The sequence below is a fragment of the Mesorhizobium sp. BR1-1-3 genome (genome assembly GCF_020165455.1).
Lineage (GTDB): Bacteria > Pseudomonadota > Alphaproteobacteria > Rhizobiales > Rhizobiaceae > Mesorhizobium > Mesorhizobium ciceri.
In genome coordinates, this window is record NZ_JAIUIC010000003.1 from 167,978 (window position 1) to 181,785 (window position 13,808).

The following is a 13,808-nucleotide window of genomic DNA, read 5'->3' on the forward strand; positions in this document are numbered from 1 at the left end:
GAAGCATGTCAGGATACTCATATCAGGAACTTCAAGCGCTGAAGGGGAACCAGCATGTCGGTCGCAAGGATTTTCACCTCTCATCCGGCCAAGGTCGGCGAAACCTATTTCAGCCACATGGGCTTTGCCGCCTGGTTTTCGTCACGCCTGTTGATGGCGGCGGGCGCCGCGCTCGTTCATGCTTTCTTGCCATTTCTGTTTGAAACTACCGCCAGCCGAATCGTTCGCGAGCTTTACGAGCGGACGCACAACAGAGGCACGCACGCGACCAAGGAGCCTGCGGCTCTTATGGATCGCGCCTAGGCGATCCCGCCATCGAGCTTCGTCACCATGACCAGGGACGGGATCAACATTCGGCCTTTTGCTCCGGCCGTGGCGAAGCTGGCGTTGGCCGGGTAGTTGCAAATTGCGGCAACGCCGCGGGCCAGCGCCCCCCTCTGTCCTGCCGGACATCTCCCCCTCAAGGGGGGAGATTGGATGTCGCGACGGCTTTCGCCAATCGCCGACCTTGCGGGACTGAGCGAGGCGCCGAAACTGCCAATCTCCCCACTCGAGGGGGAGATGTCCGGCAGGACAGAGGGGGGCGCCGTAGGGCGTTAACCTATACAGACATCGGCCGACGCTGCCGTCCGTCCGGGTTATTGAGCAAACCGTCCCAACCCGTAAGGCGCGAGCAGCGGATCGCGCTCGCCATCAAGGATTTCGCGAGCGGCAAACAGGCCGACGGCCGGCGCCAGCGTGATGCCGGAATGCATGACGCTGACATAGACGCCGTCCATGCCCTCGGCGCGGCCGATGATCGGAAAACCGTCGATCGGCGTCGGCCGGTAACCGACCGTGTGGAAATCGAGCGCCAGCCCGTCTCCGCCGCGCAGGCTGGCTTTCAGGACCGCGAACAGTTCGCTGGCGGTGGCTTGCGCATCCATGCCGGGGTCGGCGCCGCCGAAATCGGAACCGGCGATGATACGGCCCTCGGCGGTCTGGCGCATATGCAGCCGCTCGGCCAGCACCAGTCCGTTCAGCAGTTTCTCGTAGGGCCGCGAGTGGACGATCAGGCCAGGTGGCGTCTCGAGCGGCAGATTTATGCCGGCGGTGGCGGCAATGCCCGCCGAGCCGACGCCGGCCGCGATCAACACCTCGTCGGTGGCAAGCAGCCCATGCGATGTGTCGACGCCCGAAATCCTGCCGCCTGTCTGGACAAGCGCCGTCACCGTGCTGGAGATGATCCGCGCGCCGCGTCGTTCGGCATCGGCCAGCAGCGCCTTCGTTGCCGCGACCGGCTCGGCAACGCCCTCTTCGGCGACATGCAAAGCGACGTCCGGGAGTTCGGTGAGATTAGGCTCTATACGGGCCGCGCCGGCGCGGTCGACGCGCTCGATGCCGTAGCCCCAGGCCGAATGCTGCGCGGTATAGGCTTCCATGTCGGCCGCCGATAGATCCCAGCACAGGCCGCCGCACCAGTTGAGCGGCAGGCCGGGCACGTCCCGCGCCAGCCGCGACCATTCGGCCATGGCGCGGGTGCGCAGCCGGAAATAGGGCTCCGGATTGCCCCAGGTGGCATTGATCCAGGCAAAGGAGTTCGGCGTGGCGACCCCACCGGCGGCGCTGTCGGCGGCGATGACCGTCACCTGTGCGCCTGCCCTGGTCAGGTGCCAGGCCATGGAAGCACCGATGATGCCGGCGCCGATGACGATCACTTGTTTCACCGCAGCCATGTTCGCTCCTCAAACTCGCCACCCCCTGAGGGACACTCTTCCAGTGCCACCCCCGCTTGCCAACATCGGCAACGCAAATTATTCGGCTTGACATCAATACGTACGTACGTATTATATCGGTATGGCCAGACAATCACTCCGCGAAAACCTCCTTGACGCCGGGTTCCGGACCATCTGGAATTCCGGCTATGCCGCCGCCGGTGTGCGCGACATCGTTGCCGCCGCCGACGCCCGGCCCGGCTCGTTCACCAACCATTTTGCCTCCAAGGAGGAGTTTGCCGGGGAGGTGCTGGACCGCTATTTCGCCTATGTCGGCACGTTGGTCGAGAAAGCCTTGGCGCAGGACGGCACGCCGCCCATCGGCCGGCTGAGGCGCTACGTCGATGTCATCACCTCGAAGCTTGAGGCGCATGATTGGGCACGCGGCTGCATGATAGGCAATCTCAGCCTCGAGACCGCGGTCCACAGCGAGCCGCTGCGCCTGCAACTCGTCGACATCTTCGAACGCTGGCGCCAGCCCTTCGCCGCCTGCATCGCCGAAGGCCAGGCAGCCGGCGACATCTCCAAGACCTTCGAGGCCGAGGACCTTGCCGACTTCCTGCTGTCGTCTTGGCAGGGCGCCATGCTGCGCATGAAGGTTGAACGTAGCCCCGCGCCGCTCGAGCGGTTCAAGAAAATCATCTTCAGCACAGTTTTTGCAAAGGAGCCGACCCCATGAGTTCGAAAGCCAACATTTCTCAAGCTGGCGTCGCTGCACCGAGACGCTCGCAGATCGCCGTGCTCGATTCGACCATGTCCTATGTCGAGACGGGAGCGTCCGGCCCCACCGTTCTGTTCCTGCATGGCAATCCGACCTCATCCCACATCTGGCGCAACATCATCCCGTATGTCGCGCCGCTCGGTCGCTGTATCGCGCCCGACCTGATCGGCTACGGCCAATCCGGCAAGCCCGATATCGATTATCGCTTCTTCGATCACGTCCGCTATCTCGACGCCTTCCTGGACGTGCTCGACATCCAGGAAGTGGTGTTGGTCGCGCAGGACTGGGGCACGGCCCTGGCTTTCCATCTCGCGGCGCGGCGACCGCAACGCGTGCTCGGCCTTGCCTTCATGGAATTCGTCCGACCCTTCGAGCGCTGGGAGGATTTTCATCAGCGCCCGCAAGCCCGCGAAATGTTCAAGGCGCTGCGCACGCCGGGTGTCGGCGAGAAGCTGGTCCTGGAAGACAATGTCTTCGTTGAAAAAGTGTTGCCGGCCTCGGTGCTGCGTACACTGAGCGATGAGGAGATGGCCGTCTACCGGGCGCCGTTCCCGACACCGCAATCGCGAAAGCCGGTGTTGCGCCTGCCTCGGGAATTGCCGATCGAGGGCCAGCCCGCCGACGTTGCCGCCATCAGCGAACATGATCATCGCGCACTTCGGCTCTCCACCTATCCGAAACTGCTGTTTGCGGGCGATCCCGGCGCGCTGATTGCGCCGCAGGCCGCACGCGAATTCGCCGCCGGGCTGAAGAACTGCCGGTTCATCAATCTCGGACCCGGTGCGCACTATCTGCAGGAAGACCATGCCGACGCGATAGGCGGCACCATTGCCGGCTGGCTCCCCGAGGTCGTTCAGGCGAGCCGCACGGCCGAATTGGCCTGAAGCAAGCCATGGCTTCCGGCGGCTTCCCTGCCGCCGGACCGGTCGACAGGCCCGCACTGCGCTGCTAGAAGCCCGGCCTGTCACACGGAAATCCCAGAGAATGCCCGAAGCAATAGAAGAAGAAGTGGCGCGCCGCCGCACCTTCGCGATCATCGCGCACCCGGACGCCGGCAAGACCACGCTCACCGAAAAGCTGCTGCTGTTCGGCGGCGCCATCCAGCTTGCCGGCGAGGTCAAGGCCAAGAAGGACAAGATCCAGACGCGGTCGGACTGGATGAAGATCGAGCGTGAGCGCGGCATTTCAGTCGTCACTTCGGTGATGACCTTCGAGTATGAGGACAATGTCTTCAACCTGCTCGACACGCCCGGCCACGAGGATTTCGCAGACGACACCTATCGCACGCTATCGGCGGTCGACTCGGCCGTCATGGTCATCGATGCCGCCAAGGGTATCGAGCCGCGCACGCTGAAGCTTTTCGAAGTCTGCCGGCTACGCGACATCCCGATCATCACCTTCGTCAACAAGATGGATCGCGAAAGCCGCGATCCGTTCGAGATTCTGGATGAGATCGAGCAGAAGCTGGCGCTGGATACGGCGCCGATCACCTGGCCGATCGGCCGGGGCAAGAATTTTTCCGGCACCTACCATCTGGCGCTGAACGCCGTGCGCAGGGGCGACGACGAGAAGGAGCGCACGCCGGTCAACGGTCCCGATTCCAACCGCGTCGCCGGCCTTTTGCCGGAGAACGAGCGCGAGGCCTTCATCGAGGAGCTGGAGCTGGCGCGGGAAGCGTGCAGACCCCTTGATATAGAAGCCTTCCGCGAGGGTCACCTGACGCCGGTCTATTTCGGCTCGGCGCTGCGCAATTATGGCGTGCGCGACCTGATCGAGGCGCTCGGCGCTTTTGGACCGCCGCCGCGTGCTCAAGAGGCCGACACCCGCAAGGTCGAGGCGACCGAAGAGAAGATGACGTCCTTCGTCTTCAAGATCCAGGCCAACATGGATCCCAACCACCGCGACCGCATAGCCTTCGTCCGCGTCTGTTCGGGCAAGCTCGAGCGCGGCATGAAGGCCAAGCTGGTACGCACGGGAAAACCGATGTCGCTGTCGGCGCCGCAGTTCTTCTTTGCCCGCACACGCGTCACCGCCGACGAGGCCTTTGCCGGCGACGTCGTCGGCATTCCCAACCACGGCACGCTGCGTATTGGCGATACGCTGACCGAGGGCGAGGAAATCCTGTTCCGCGGCGTTCCGAATTTCGCCCCGGAAATCCTGCGCCGTGTCCGCCTCGGCGACGCGATGAAGGCCAAAAAGCTGAAGGAAGCGCTGCACCAGATGGCAGAGGAGGGCGTCGTGCAGCTGTTTTCGCCCGAGGACGGCTCACCGGCCATCGTCGGTGTCGTCGGCGCGCTGCAACTCGACGTCCTGAAGGAACGGCTGAACTTCGAATACACCCTGCCGGTCGAATTCGAGATGTCGCGCTTTTCCGTGTGCCGCTGGATCTCGGCCGACGACAAGGCCGAGGTCCTGCGTTTCATCGAGGCGCATCGCGGCGACATCGCCCGCGACCTCGACAACGATCCGGTGTTCCTCGCCCAGCACGCCTTCTCGCTGAACTACGAAGCGGAGCGCTGGAAGGCGATCAAGTTTGCCACGATCAAGGACTATCAGGTCCGCGACAGAGCGGCGTAAGTCGCGCTTTTTCCTTCTCCCCGTTCACGGGGAGAAGGTGCCCGAAGGGCGGATGAGGGGCGGCGCGACCCTCGACTATCCTCTGGCAGCTTCCTCGATCTTGGCGATGTCGATCTTGCTCATCTGCATCATCGCCGACATCACGCGGCCGGCCTTGGCCCGGTCCGGATCCAGGAGCAGGCGCGGCAGCTGCTCCGGCACAACCTGCCAGGAGACGCCGAATTTATCCTTCAGCCAGCTGCATTGCGACGGTTGGCCGCCACCTTCGATGAGCTTGTCCCAGAAGTAATCCACCTCTTCCTGCGTCTTGCAGTCGATCGACTGCGACATCGCTTCGCTGTGCTTGAACTGCGGTCCACCATTGAGCGCCTGGAACTGCACGCCGTCGAGTTCGAACGTGGTCACCAGCACCTTGCCTGCATCGGCGTGGCCTTCGGGCCAACGCATCACGCTCAGCACCTTGGAATTCTTGAAGATGGAGACGTAGAAGTTCATGGCCTCTTCGGCCTGGCCGTCGAACCACAGGCAGGTGGTGATCTTTTGCATGTCGTGCTCCTCGTGCTGTTTCGGTCGCTGTTCCTGTGAAACGGCTGACTCCGAACATGGTGCCATCTCCTTGCCGTCTGCCCAAGGACGGACATGCAGCGCGCCATCCGACATGCCACGCATCTTTTTGAGAGAATCTGGCGCATTGCAAAATTGTGGCCAGACCATACTTGCGCGTCTATAACGCCTGCGGTCCGAATTCAGCTCCGCCGCGCCAACCCCTGGGCTGCGGCCAGCCACCAAGGAAAAAACATGCCTGCCTATCGTTCCCGCACCACCACCCATGGCCGCAACATGGCCGGCGCTCGCGGCCTCTGGCGCGCCACCGGCATGAAGGACTCGGATTTCGGCAAGCCGATCATTGCGGTGGTCAACTCCTTCACCCAGTTCGTGCCGGGCCATGTCCATCTGAAGGATCTCGGCCAATTGGTCGCGCGCGAGATCGAAAAGGCCGGCGGCGTTGCCAAGGAATTCAACACCATCGCCGTCGATGACGGCATCGCCATGGGCCATGACGGCATGCTCTATTCGCTCCCGTCGCGCGAGCTGATCGCCGATTCCGTCGAATACATGGTCAACGCGCATTGCGCCGACGCCATGGTCTGCATCTCCAATTGCGACAAGATCACGCCCGGCATGCTGATGGCCTCGTTGCGCCTCAACATCCCGACCGTCTTCGTCTCCGGCGGTCCAATGGAAGCCGGCAAGGTGGTGCTCGCCGGCAAGACGCAGGCGCTCGATCTGGTCGATGCCATGGTCGCGGCCGCCGACGACAAGATCTCCGATGAGGACGTCAAGGTCATCGAGCGCTCGGCCTGCCCGACCTGCGGCTCCTGCTCGGGCATGTTCACCGCCAATTCGATGAATTGTTTGACCGAGGCGCTTGGCCTGTCGCTGCCCGGCAACGGCTCGACATTGGCGACGCATGCCGACCGCAAGCGTCTGTTCGTCGAGGCCGGCCACCTGATCGTCGATCTCGCCCAGCGCTATTACGAACAGGACGACGAAACCGCACTGCCGCGCAACATCGCCTCGAAGGGCGCTTTCGAGAACGCCATGACGCTCGACATCGCCATGGGCGGTTCGACCAACACCGTGCTGCACATCCTGGCTGCCGCGCATGAGGGCGAGATCGATTTCGATCAGGACGACATCGACGCGCTGTCGCGCAAGGTGCCGGTGCTGTGCAAGGTTGCGCCCGCCAAGTCCGACGTCCACATGGAAGACGTCCACCGCGCCGGCGGCATCATGGCGATCCTCGGCCAGCTCGACAATGCCGGCCTGCTCAACCGCGACCTGCCGACGGTGCATACGTCAACCCTGGGCGAGGCGCTCGACCATTGGGACATTTCCCGCACGACCAGCCAGAGCGTGCGCGATTTCTTCCTCGCCGCCCCTGGCGGCGTGCCGACACAGGTCGCCTTCAGCCAGGAGCGCCGCTGGGACGAGCTCGATCTCGACCGCGAGAAAGGCGTTATCCGCTCGACCGAACATCCCTTTTCCAAGGATGGCGGCCTTGCCGTGCTGAAGGGCAATCTGGCGCTCGACGGCTGCATCGTGAAGACGGCGGGCGTCGATGAATCGATCCTGAAATTCACCGGCCCGGCCCGCGTGTTCGAAAGCCAGGATTCGAGCGTCAAGGCGATCCTGTCCAATGAGATCAAGGCCGGCGATGTCGTCGTCATCCGCTATGAAGGACCGCGCGGCGGCCCCGGCATGCAGGAGATGCTCTATCCGACCAGCTATCTGAAGTCGAAGGGCCTCGGCAAGGCCTGCGCTCTGGTTACTGACGGCCGCTTCTCCGGCGGCACCTCGGGTCTGTCGATCGGCCATGCGTCGCCGGAAGCTGCCGAAGGCGGTTTGATCGGACTGGTGCAGGAGGGCGATACGATCGAGATCGACATCCCGAACCGCAGCATCCGCCTGGCTGTCGATGAGGCGGAACTCGTTGCGCGACGGGCGGCGATGGAAGCCAAGGGCGCCCTGGCCTGGAAGCCGGAGGAAAAGCGCAAGCGCAAGGTGACGACCGCCTTGCGCGCCTATGCCGCCATGGCCACCAGCGCGGCCAAGGGCGCGGTGAGGTTTGTGCCGGAGTGAGGTTTCTTCCTTCTCCCCCTGTGGGAGAAGGTGTCGCCGCAGGCGACGGATGAGGGGTGTTCCAGAGAACACCGACGTCTCACTCCGCTGGAACACCCCTCATCCGTCTCGGCGCCGCGCGCCGATCCACCTTCCCCCACAAGTGGGGGAAGGGAAGAGAGTGCTACGGCATCAACTGATACTCATAAAGCTTCTGATAGAGCCCGCCCTGCTTGAGCAAGGTCTTGTGCGGGCCGCTTTCCACCACCTTGCCGGCTTCGAGCACCACGATTGTGTCGGCCTGGTGCACGGTCGACAGACGGTGCGCGATGACGATCGTCGTGCGGCCTTCCGTCAATTGCTGCAGCGCGTCGCGGAACAGCGCTTCCGATTCGGCGTCGAGCGCACTGGTCGCTTCGTCCAGCAGCAGGATCTCCGCATTGCGCAGCATGGCGCGTGCGATCGAGATCCGTTGGCGCTGGCCGCCCGACAGTAGGCCGCCATTCTCGCCGACATCCGTCTCGTAGCCTTTCGCCTGTGCGCTGATGAAGTCATGCGCGTTGGCTGCCTTGGCGGCGGCGATCACCTCTTCGTCGGTCGCACCCTCGCGCCCAAGCCGGATGTTGTGCATGATGGTGCCGGCAAACAGGAACGTATCCTGGCTGACATAGGCGATCTTTTCCCGCAGCGATGCGAGCGTCGCATGGGAAATATCCTGACCGTCGAACAGCACCCTGCCGCTCTGCGGATCATACATGCGCATGATCAGGTTTAGAATCGTCGACTTGCCGCCGCCGGAAGGCCCGACCAGCGCCGTCATCTTGCCGGGCGCAAGCGTCAGATCGAACCTGTCCAGCACCGGCGGCCCTTTCTGATAAGCGAAGTCGACGGCGTCGAACCGGATCTCGCCCGGTCCGGCCAGAAGCGGCTTCGCGTCCGGCTTCTCGACCAGAGTGAGCGGCTGGTCGGCGAGCTCGAACATCATACGCACGCCGACAATGCCGCTTTCCAGCGATATGCGCACGCGCGCAAGGCGCTTTGCCGGCTCATAGGCAAACAGGAGTGCCCCGATGAAGGCCATGATGTTTCCCGGCATCTGGCCGCCCTGCAAGACCAGGAAGCCGCTGACGAAGATGGCCCCGGCAATAGCCAGCCCGGCCAGCGTCTCCATCACCGGGCTTGTCGCAGCCTCCAGCGTCGCGATGTTATTGGCCCGGTTCTCGACGTCCGACACGGCCTTGTACATGCGGTTGCGCATCGCGCCTTCGAGGTTGAAGGATTTGACGACGCGCACGCCGATTGCCGTTTCCTGCATCACCTGCACGATCTGGCCGACCGAGCGAAACTCCATCGCGGCGAACTTGCGAACACGTTTCAGGATGCGGTTGACCCCGTAGATAGCCAAGGGGCCGACGACGAAGCAGATTATAGACAAGGCTGGCTGCTGCCAGACCATGACTCCTACCAGGACGACCAGCGACAACAGATCGCGCACATAGGACGTGACAACGAGGTCGAGCACGTTGCGTGCCGCCTGCGCATTGTTGGTCATGCGTGTGATCAGGTCGGACGACGAGGTCGAATGGTAGAATTCGATGCCTTGCGCCAGGATGCGGTCGTAGATCTTGCGCTGGCGGTCGGCGATGATGGCGTTGCCGACACGGCTCATGAAATAGGCCTGAATGAAGTTGGCGAGGCCCTTGAGGATGAAGATCGTGGCGACCCCGCCCGCAATCAGGTTGACCCGGTCAATCCGCTTGAAGACTACGAATTCGTCGGTGATCTCTTTGAGAATCCAGGCGCTGGCGCCGGTCGTGGCGGCCACCACAAGCATCGACAAGATCGCGGCGCCGTAGCCAAACCTGTGCTGATAAAAGGATTCCCGGATCAACCTCGCGACGAGGCGCTGGTTTTCCGTCGAGCGGAAGAAACGAAACAAACGGCGGATCCTTGAAACCGGGACAACGAAGGCGGCTTATAGAGGGAGTTGCGGCCGGATGAAACCATCCGCGGCCGCCGCGGACAAATCGCTGTTGCAAGCGGCATCGACGGGATGCGATTTTCAGCCTCGGCTATATCAGATGATTCTTTTGACGGGATGACGACGGATGGATTTCGACCTTATCGTTCGCGGCGGCACACTGCCTGATGGCAGGGTTGCCGACATCGGCATCAACGGTGAGACGATCGCGGCGATCGAGCCCGTTCTCCAGGGTTCCGCGCGGACCGAGGTCGACGCCCGTGGCAATCTGGTCTCGCCGCCCTTCGTCGATCCGCATTTCCACATGGATGCGACGCTCTCCTACGGCATTCCGCGCATCAACGCTTCGGGTACGCTGCTCGAAGGCATTTCGCTGTGGGGCGAGTTGAAGCCGCTTTTGACGCATGAGGCCGTGCGTGATCGCGCGCTGGCCTATTGCGACTGGGCGGTGTCGATGGGCCTGCTCGCCATCCGCACCCATGTCGATGTCTGCGATGACCGCCTGCTGGCGGTCGAGGCGTTGCTCGAGGTCAAGAAGACGGTCGCTCCCTACATCGATCTGCAATTGGTCGCCTTCCCGCAGGACGGGTTTTATCGCTCTCCATCGGCGCGTGAAAACACCATCCGCGCGCTCGACATGGGCGTCGACATTGTCGGCGGCATCCCGCATTTCGAGCGCACCATGGCCGACGGCACGCGCTCGGTAACGGAGCTGTGCGAGATCGCGGCCAGCCGCGGCCTGATGGTCGACCTGCATTGCGACGAGACCGATGATCCGCTGTCGCGCCATATCGAGCAGCTTGCCTATGAGGCGCAGCGTCTTGGTTTGCACGGCAAGGTCGCCGGTTCGCACCTCACCTCGATGCATTCGATGGACAATTACTACGTCTCGAAGCTTTTGCCGCTGATCGCCGAGGCCGGCGTCTCGGTCATTCCCAATCCGCTGATCAACATCATGCTGCAGGGCCGCCACGACACCTTCCCGAAGCGCCGCGGCCTGACCCGGGTCAAGGAAATGCTGGCGCTCGGCATTCGCGTCGGCTGGGGCCAGGATTGCGTGCTCGATCCCTGGTATTCGCTGGGCACCGCCGACATGCTCGATGTCGCCTTCATGGGTCTGCACGTCGCTCAGATGTCGAGCCCGGCAGAGATGGCGCGCTGCTTCGACATGGTCACCAACGTCAATGCCGCGATCATGGGCCTCGATCATCTCGGCCTGGCGGTCGGCAAGCGCGCCAGCCTGGTCGTCCTCGATGCCGGCAATCCGGTCGAAGCCCTGCGGCTGCGCGCCGAGCGCCTGTGCGTCATCGCCAGGGGCAAGGTGGTGGCGGAGCGGACGAAGCAGGAAACCAGGCTGTCCATCGGCGGAAGGCCGGGAATGGTGAACCGGCGGCACATATCCGGCTCCAATCAAAGAGATAGAGCATGATGTCGTCCGAAAACCGCTTCACACTTTTCGGCATCATGCTCTAGATACAGCCGATTCCCGGCGCTGGTCTTACCCATCGCCCGAATTCTCCTCGTCAAAGCCGCTGCTTCCGTCTACGACGCGGGCTTACAAGGGGGAGGAATCGGGATCGGCATGACGCAGCCCGTGGCGCAGAATTCGACGATCAGGAATGTGCTTTTGGCCGGCATTCTGCTGATGCTGGCCGGCGATTTCCTGTTTGCGCTGAACGACGCCATGGGCAAATGGCTGGTCGCCAGCTTCTCCGTCGGCCAGGTGGTGCTGATCCGCTCCATCGGCGCCTTCTTCGTGCTCGGCCCGATGATCGCCAACCAGGGCCCGGCCAAGCTGTTTCGCATGGAACGCCTGGAGCTGCAGCTGCTGCGGGTGGTGATGACCACGCTCGACACCGCGCTCTTCTATGCCGCCGTGGTCTATCTGCCGCTGGCCGATGTGATGAGTTTCTACATGGCGGGGCCGATCTACGTCGCGGCACTCTCGCACCTCTTGCTTGGCGAAAAGGTCGGCTGGCGCCGCTGGATGGCGATCCTGCTCGGCTTCTGCGGTGTGCTGATCATGCTGAAACCCTCGTCGGCGGCGTTCTCGCTGTCATCAGGCTTTGCGCTGGTGGGCAGTATCGCCTTCGCCTTCGCCATCATCCTCAACCGCCGGCTGCGTGGCACCAGCGACACCAATCTGGTGACATGGCAGACCATCGGCACGCTGCTGGTCGGCGGCGTGCTGAGCATCGGCGCCTGGCAGACGCCGTCGGCACTCGATCTCGGCGCCATGCTGCTGCTCGGCATCGTCTCCTGCGGCGCCCATCTGATGATCACCAGGGCGCTCAAGCTGGCGCCGGCCTCAACGCTGGCGCCGCTGCATTACACGCTGCTGCTGTGGGCGGTGGTGTTCGGACTGGTGTTCTTCGGCGACGTTCCCGGTCCGCGCATCCTGATCGGCTCGGGCATTGTCGTTCTCGCCGGCCTGTTCATCTTCCACCGCCAGAAAGTGGTCGAGACCACCGTGCCGCCCGAAAACGTGCCGAAGGGCGTCAATTAGTCCAGGCTCACCCCCGGCGGATCGCCGCCAGATGCCGTGAAAACTCGGACGTCTCCATCAGCGCCTTGCAGCGCGCGAACCGCCCGTCGGCATAGGCGCGAAAATCATCGACCGGGTTGTTGTTGGCGAGCTGGATCAGCCCCCACAGCGTCCATAACAGGTCGCACATCGCCTTGTAGATGACGATGCGGCCGCGCTCCGCCGGCCTCGCCTCGCCGCCGAAATAGGCGCGCATCATCTCTTCGTCTTGCGCCAGATCGAATTTACCTTCCACGGAGAGGTCGCCAAGATCCCAGAGCGGGTCGTTCATGCCCGAATATTCCCAGTCGACGATCCACATCCGCTCGCCGGTGTCGAGGAAGTTTTCGCACAGCGGATCGCAATGACAGGCGACGAGAGGCAGCGGATGGGCGGCCAGCGCCGACCGCACGCTCTCGGCGTCGCGCACCACGTCATGATAGCCGGCGGGCAGGGCGATCTCCTTGGTGGACAGCACCTTGAGATAGTCGTCGATCATCGCAAACAGCTCGAAGCGGAAGGGAAACACCGCGCCTGAATTGTGCAGCTTGCGAAAGGCCTCGCCGGCGCGGGCTGGACTGCCCGGCCGAACCTTGAATTTCTCCTCCGACATGGTTTCGGCGCCGGCGATGTAGCGTGTCACCATCAACCCGGTGCCGGCATCGACATGCAGCACCTCGGGACTGACCCCTGCTTTTGCCGCTTCGCGTGCGGCCACCGCTTCGTTGGCCCGGTTGATGTATTCCTCGGTGCCCTTGCCAGGAATGCGCAGGCAGAAGTCGCCGGCCTTGAAGACGAGGTTGGTGAGGCCGCCCAGCCGTTCCAGCGGCCCGCTGTAGCCGGCCAGCATGGGAATGGCGTCCAGTGCCGCACGCGCCTCGTCTGTAATCATGCCTGCGCCCCCACACACTGTTATTTGTCGCGGCAACGGTTCCACAATTTTCGCGCTTTGGCTATCATCACTGCGAGATCAAAAATTGGCGGACTGGATCAAAGTGGCGGACAACAAACATCAGGGTGCGCTTGGCGCGGCCTACGCGGCAAAGCGGCCCGAAGAGGTCGCCGCACTTTATGATCGTTGGTCGCAGACCTACGACGCCGACATGTCGGCCGCCGGCTATCGCCATCCGACGATCTGCCTTGCGCTGCTGACCCGCCATCTGCCGCGCGGTTCAGCACCGCTGCTCGATGCCGGGGCCGGCACCGGTCTCATCGGCGAATGGCTTGATATTGCCGGTTACCCGCAAGTCGAGGCACTCGATATTTCACAAGGCATGCTGGATCAGGCGGCCCGCAAGGGTGTCTATTCCGCGCTCCATTGCCTGGCGCTGGGCGGTCATCTGCCCTTTGCCGATGATGCCTATGCCGGAGTGATCTCGGCCGGCGTCTTCACATCAGGTCATGTCGGCGTCGAGGGGCTGGACGAACTGATCCGCATCTGCCGGCCGGGCGGGATCATCGTGCTGACGGTCAAGAACTCGCTGTGGGATCAGGGCTTCGCCACGCGCATCGCTGAGCTTGAGGCGCAAGGCCTCGTCACCCGCGTCGAGGAAACGCGCCCTTATGTCTCGATGCCCGGCGAGGCCGACACCGTGCCCAGCCGCGGCCTCGCACTGCGCGTGACGTGAC

General features: G+C 63.2%; 12 protein-coding genes. 8 read left to right on the forward strand and 4 right to left on the reverse strand.

The features are described from left to right. The first annotated feature begins 54 nt into the window (after positions 1-54). Positions 55-303 (forward strand): DUF6356 family protein, encoded by a 249-nt coding sequence (locus tag LB559_RS08010; RefSeq protein ID WP_013528043.1) that lies wholly within the window; start codon positions 55-57, stop codon positions 301-303. Positions 304-638: 335 nt separating this feature from the next. Here the strand turns inward: LB559_RS08010 and LB559_RS08015 are convergent, their stop codons facing one another. Beyond that, complete coding sequence (locus tag LB559_RS08015; RefSeq protein WP_127368375.1) at positions 639-1,715, reverse strand: NAD(P)/FAD-dependent oxidoreductase; 1,077 nt, start codon at positions 1,713-1,715, stop codon at positions 639-641. A 121-nt stretch (positions 1,716-1,836) separates the two neighbouring features. On the opposite strand from LB559_RS08015, the gene LB559_RS08020 reads away from it, so the two are divergent. From LB559_RS08020 to LB559_RS08030, 3 genes are all read left to right on the forward strand, one after another. Further along, a complete protein-coding gene (locus tag LB559_RS08020; RefSeq protein ID WP_063171115.1) occupies positions 1,837-2,433 on the forward strand; it encodes a TetR/AcrR family transcriptional regulator in 597 nt (198 codons plus the stop codon). Beyond that, the gene (locus LB559_RS08025) at positions 2,430-3,359 is read left to right on the forward strand and encodes a haloalkane dehalogenase (protein WP_224673739.1); all 930 of its coding nucleotides are present in this window, start codon (positions 2,430-2,432) and stop codon (positions 3,357-3,359) included. The genes LB559_RS08020 and LB559_RS08025 overlap by 4 nt, the downstream gene beginning before the upstream one ends. 100 nt (positions 3,360-3,459) lie before the next feature. After that, a complete protein-coding gene (locus LB559_RS08030) occupies positions 3,460-5,052 on the forward strand; it encodes a peptide chain release factor 3 (protein ID WP_013528039.1) in 1,593 nt (530 codons plus the stop codon). Positions 5,053-5,127: 75 nt separating this feature from the next. Here the strand turns inward: LB559_RS08030 and LB559_RS08035 are convergent, their stop codons facing one another. Beyond that, complete coding sequence (locus LB559_RS08035; RefSeq protein ID WP_024505784.1) at positions 5,128-5,598, reverse strand: VOC family protein; 471 nt, start codon at positions 5,596-5,598, stop codon at positions 5,128-5,130. A gap of 252 nt (positions 5,599-5,850) precedes the next feature. Here LB559_RS08035 and ilvD point away from each other — a divergent pair, with 252 nt between their 5' ends. Then, the gene (ilvD, locus tag LB559_RS08040; protein ID WP_024505783.1) at positions 5,851-7,695 is read left to right on the forward strand and encodes a dihydroxy-acid dehydratase; all 1,845 of its coding nucleotides are present in this window, start codon (positions 5,851-5,853) and stop codon (positions 7,693-7,695) included. Between the two features lie 163 nt (positions 7,696-7,858). On the opposite strand, the gene LB559_RS08045 is transcribed toward ilvD, so the two are convergent. Continuing rightward, positions 7,859-9,613, reverse strand: a complete 1,755-nt coding sequence (locus LB559_RS08045) for an ABC transporter ATP-binding protein (RefSeq protein WP_224673740.1) — start codon at positions 9,611-9,613, stop codon at positions 7,859-7,861. A gap of 169 nt (positions 9,614-9,782) precedes the next feature. On the opposite strand from LB559_RS08045, the gene LB559_RS08050 reads away from it, so the two are divergent. Together LB559_RS08050 and LB559_RS08055 are read left to right on the forward strand one after the other, a co-directional pair. After that, positions 9,783-11,084 carry an amidohydrolase family protein gene (locus LB559_RS08050; protein ID WP_224673741.1) on the forward strand — a complete coding sequence of 434 codons (1,302 nt, stop codon included), beginning with the start codon at positions 9,783-9,785 and terminating at the stop codon, positions 11,082-11,084. 153 nt (positions 11,085-11,237) lie between these two features. After that, a complete protein-coding gene (locus tag LB559_RS08055) occupies positions 11,238-12,161 on the forward strand; it encodes a DMT family transporter (RefSeq protein ID WP_024503360.1) in 924 nt (307 codons plus the stop codon). A 7-nt stretch (positions 12,162-12,168) separates the two neighbouring features. Here the strand turns inward: LB559_RS08055 and LB559_RS08060 are convergent, their stop codons facing one another. Continuing rightward, positions 12,169-13,071 (reverse strand): phosphotransferase family protein, encoded by a 903-nt coding sequence (locus LB559_RS08060; protein WP_027161837.1) that lies wholly within the window; start codon positions 13,069-13,071, stop codon positions 12,169-12,171. 103 nt (positions 13,072-13,174) lie between these two features. On the opposite strand from LB559_RS08060, the gene LB559_RS08065 reads away from it, so the two are divergent. After that, positions 13,175-13,807 carry a class I SAM-dependent DNA methyltransferase gene (locus LB559_RS08065; RefSeq protein ID WP_027161836.1) on the forward strand — a complete coding sequence of 211 codons (633 nt, stop codon included), beginning with the start codon at positions 13,175-13,177 and terminating at the stop codon, positions 13,805-13,807. Position 13,808: the final 1 nt, after the last annotated feature.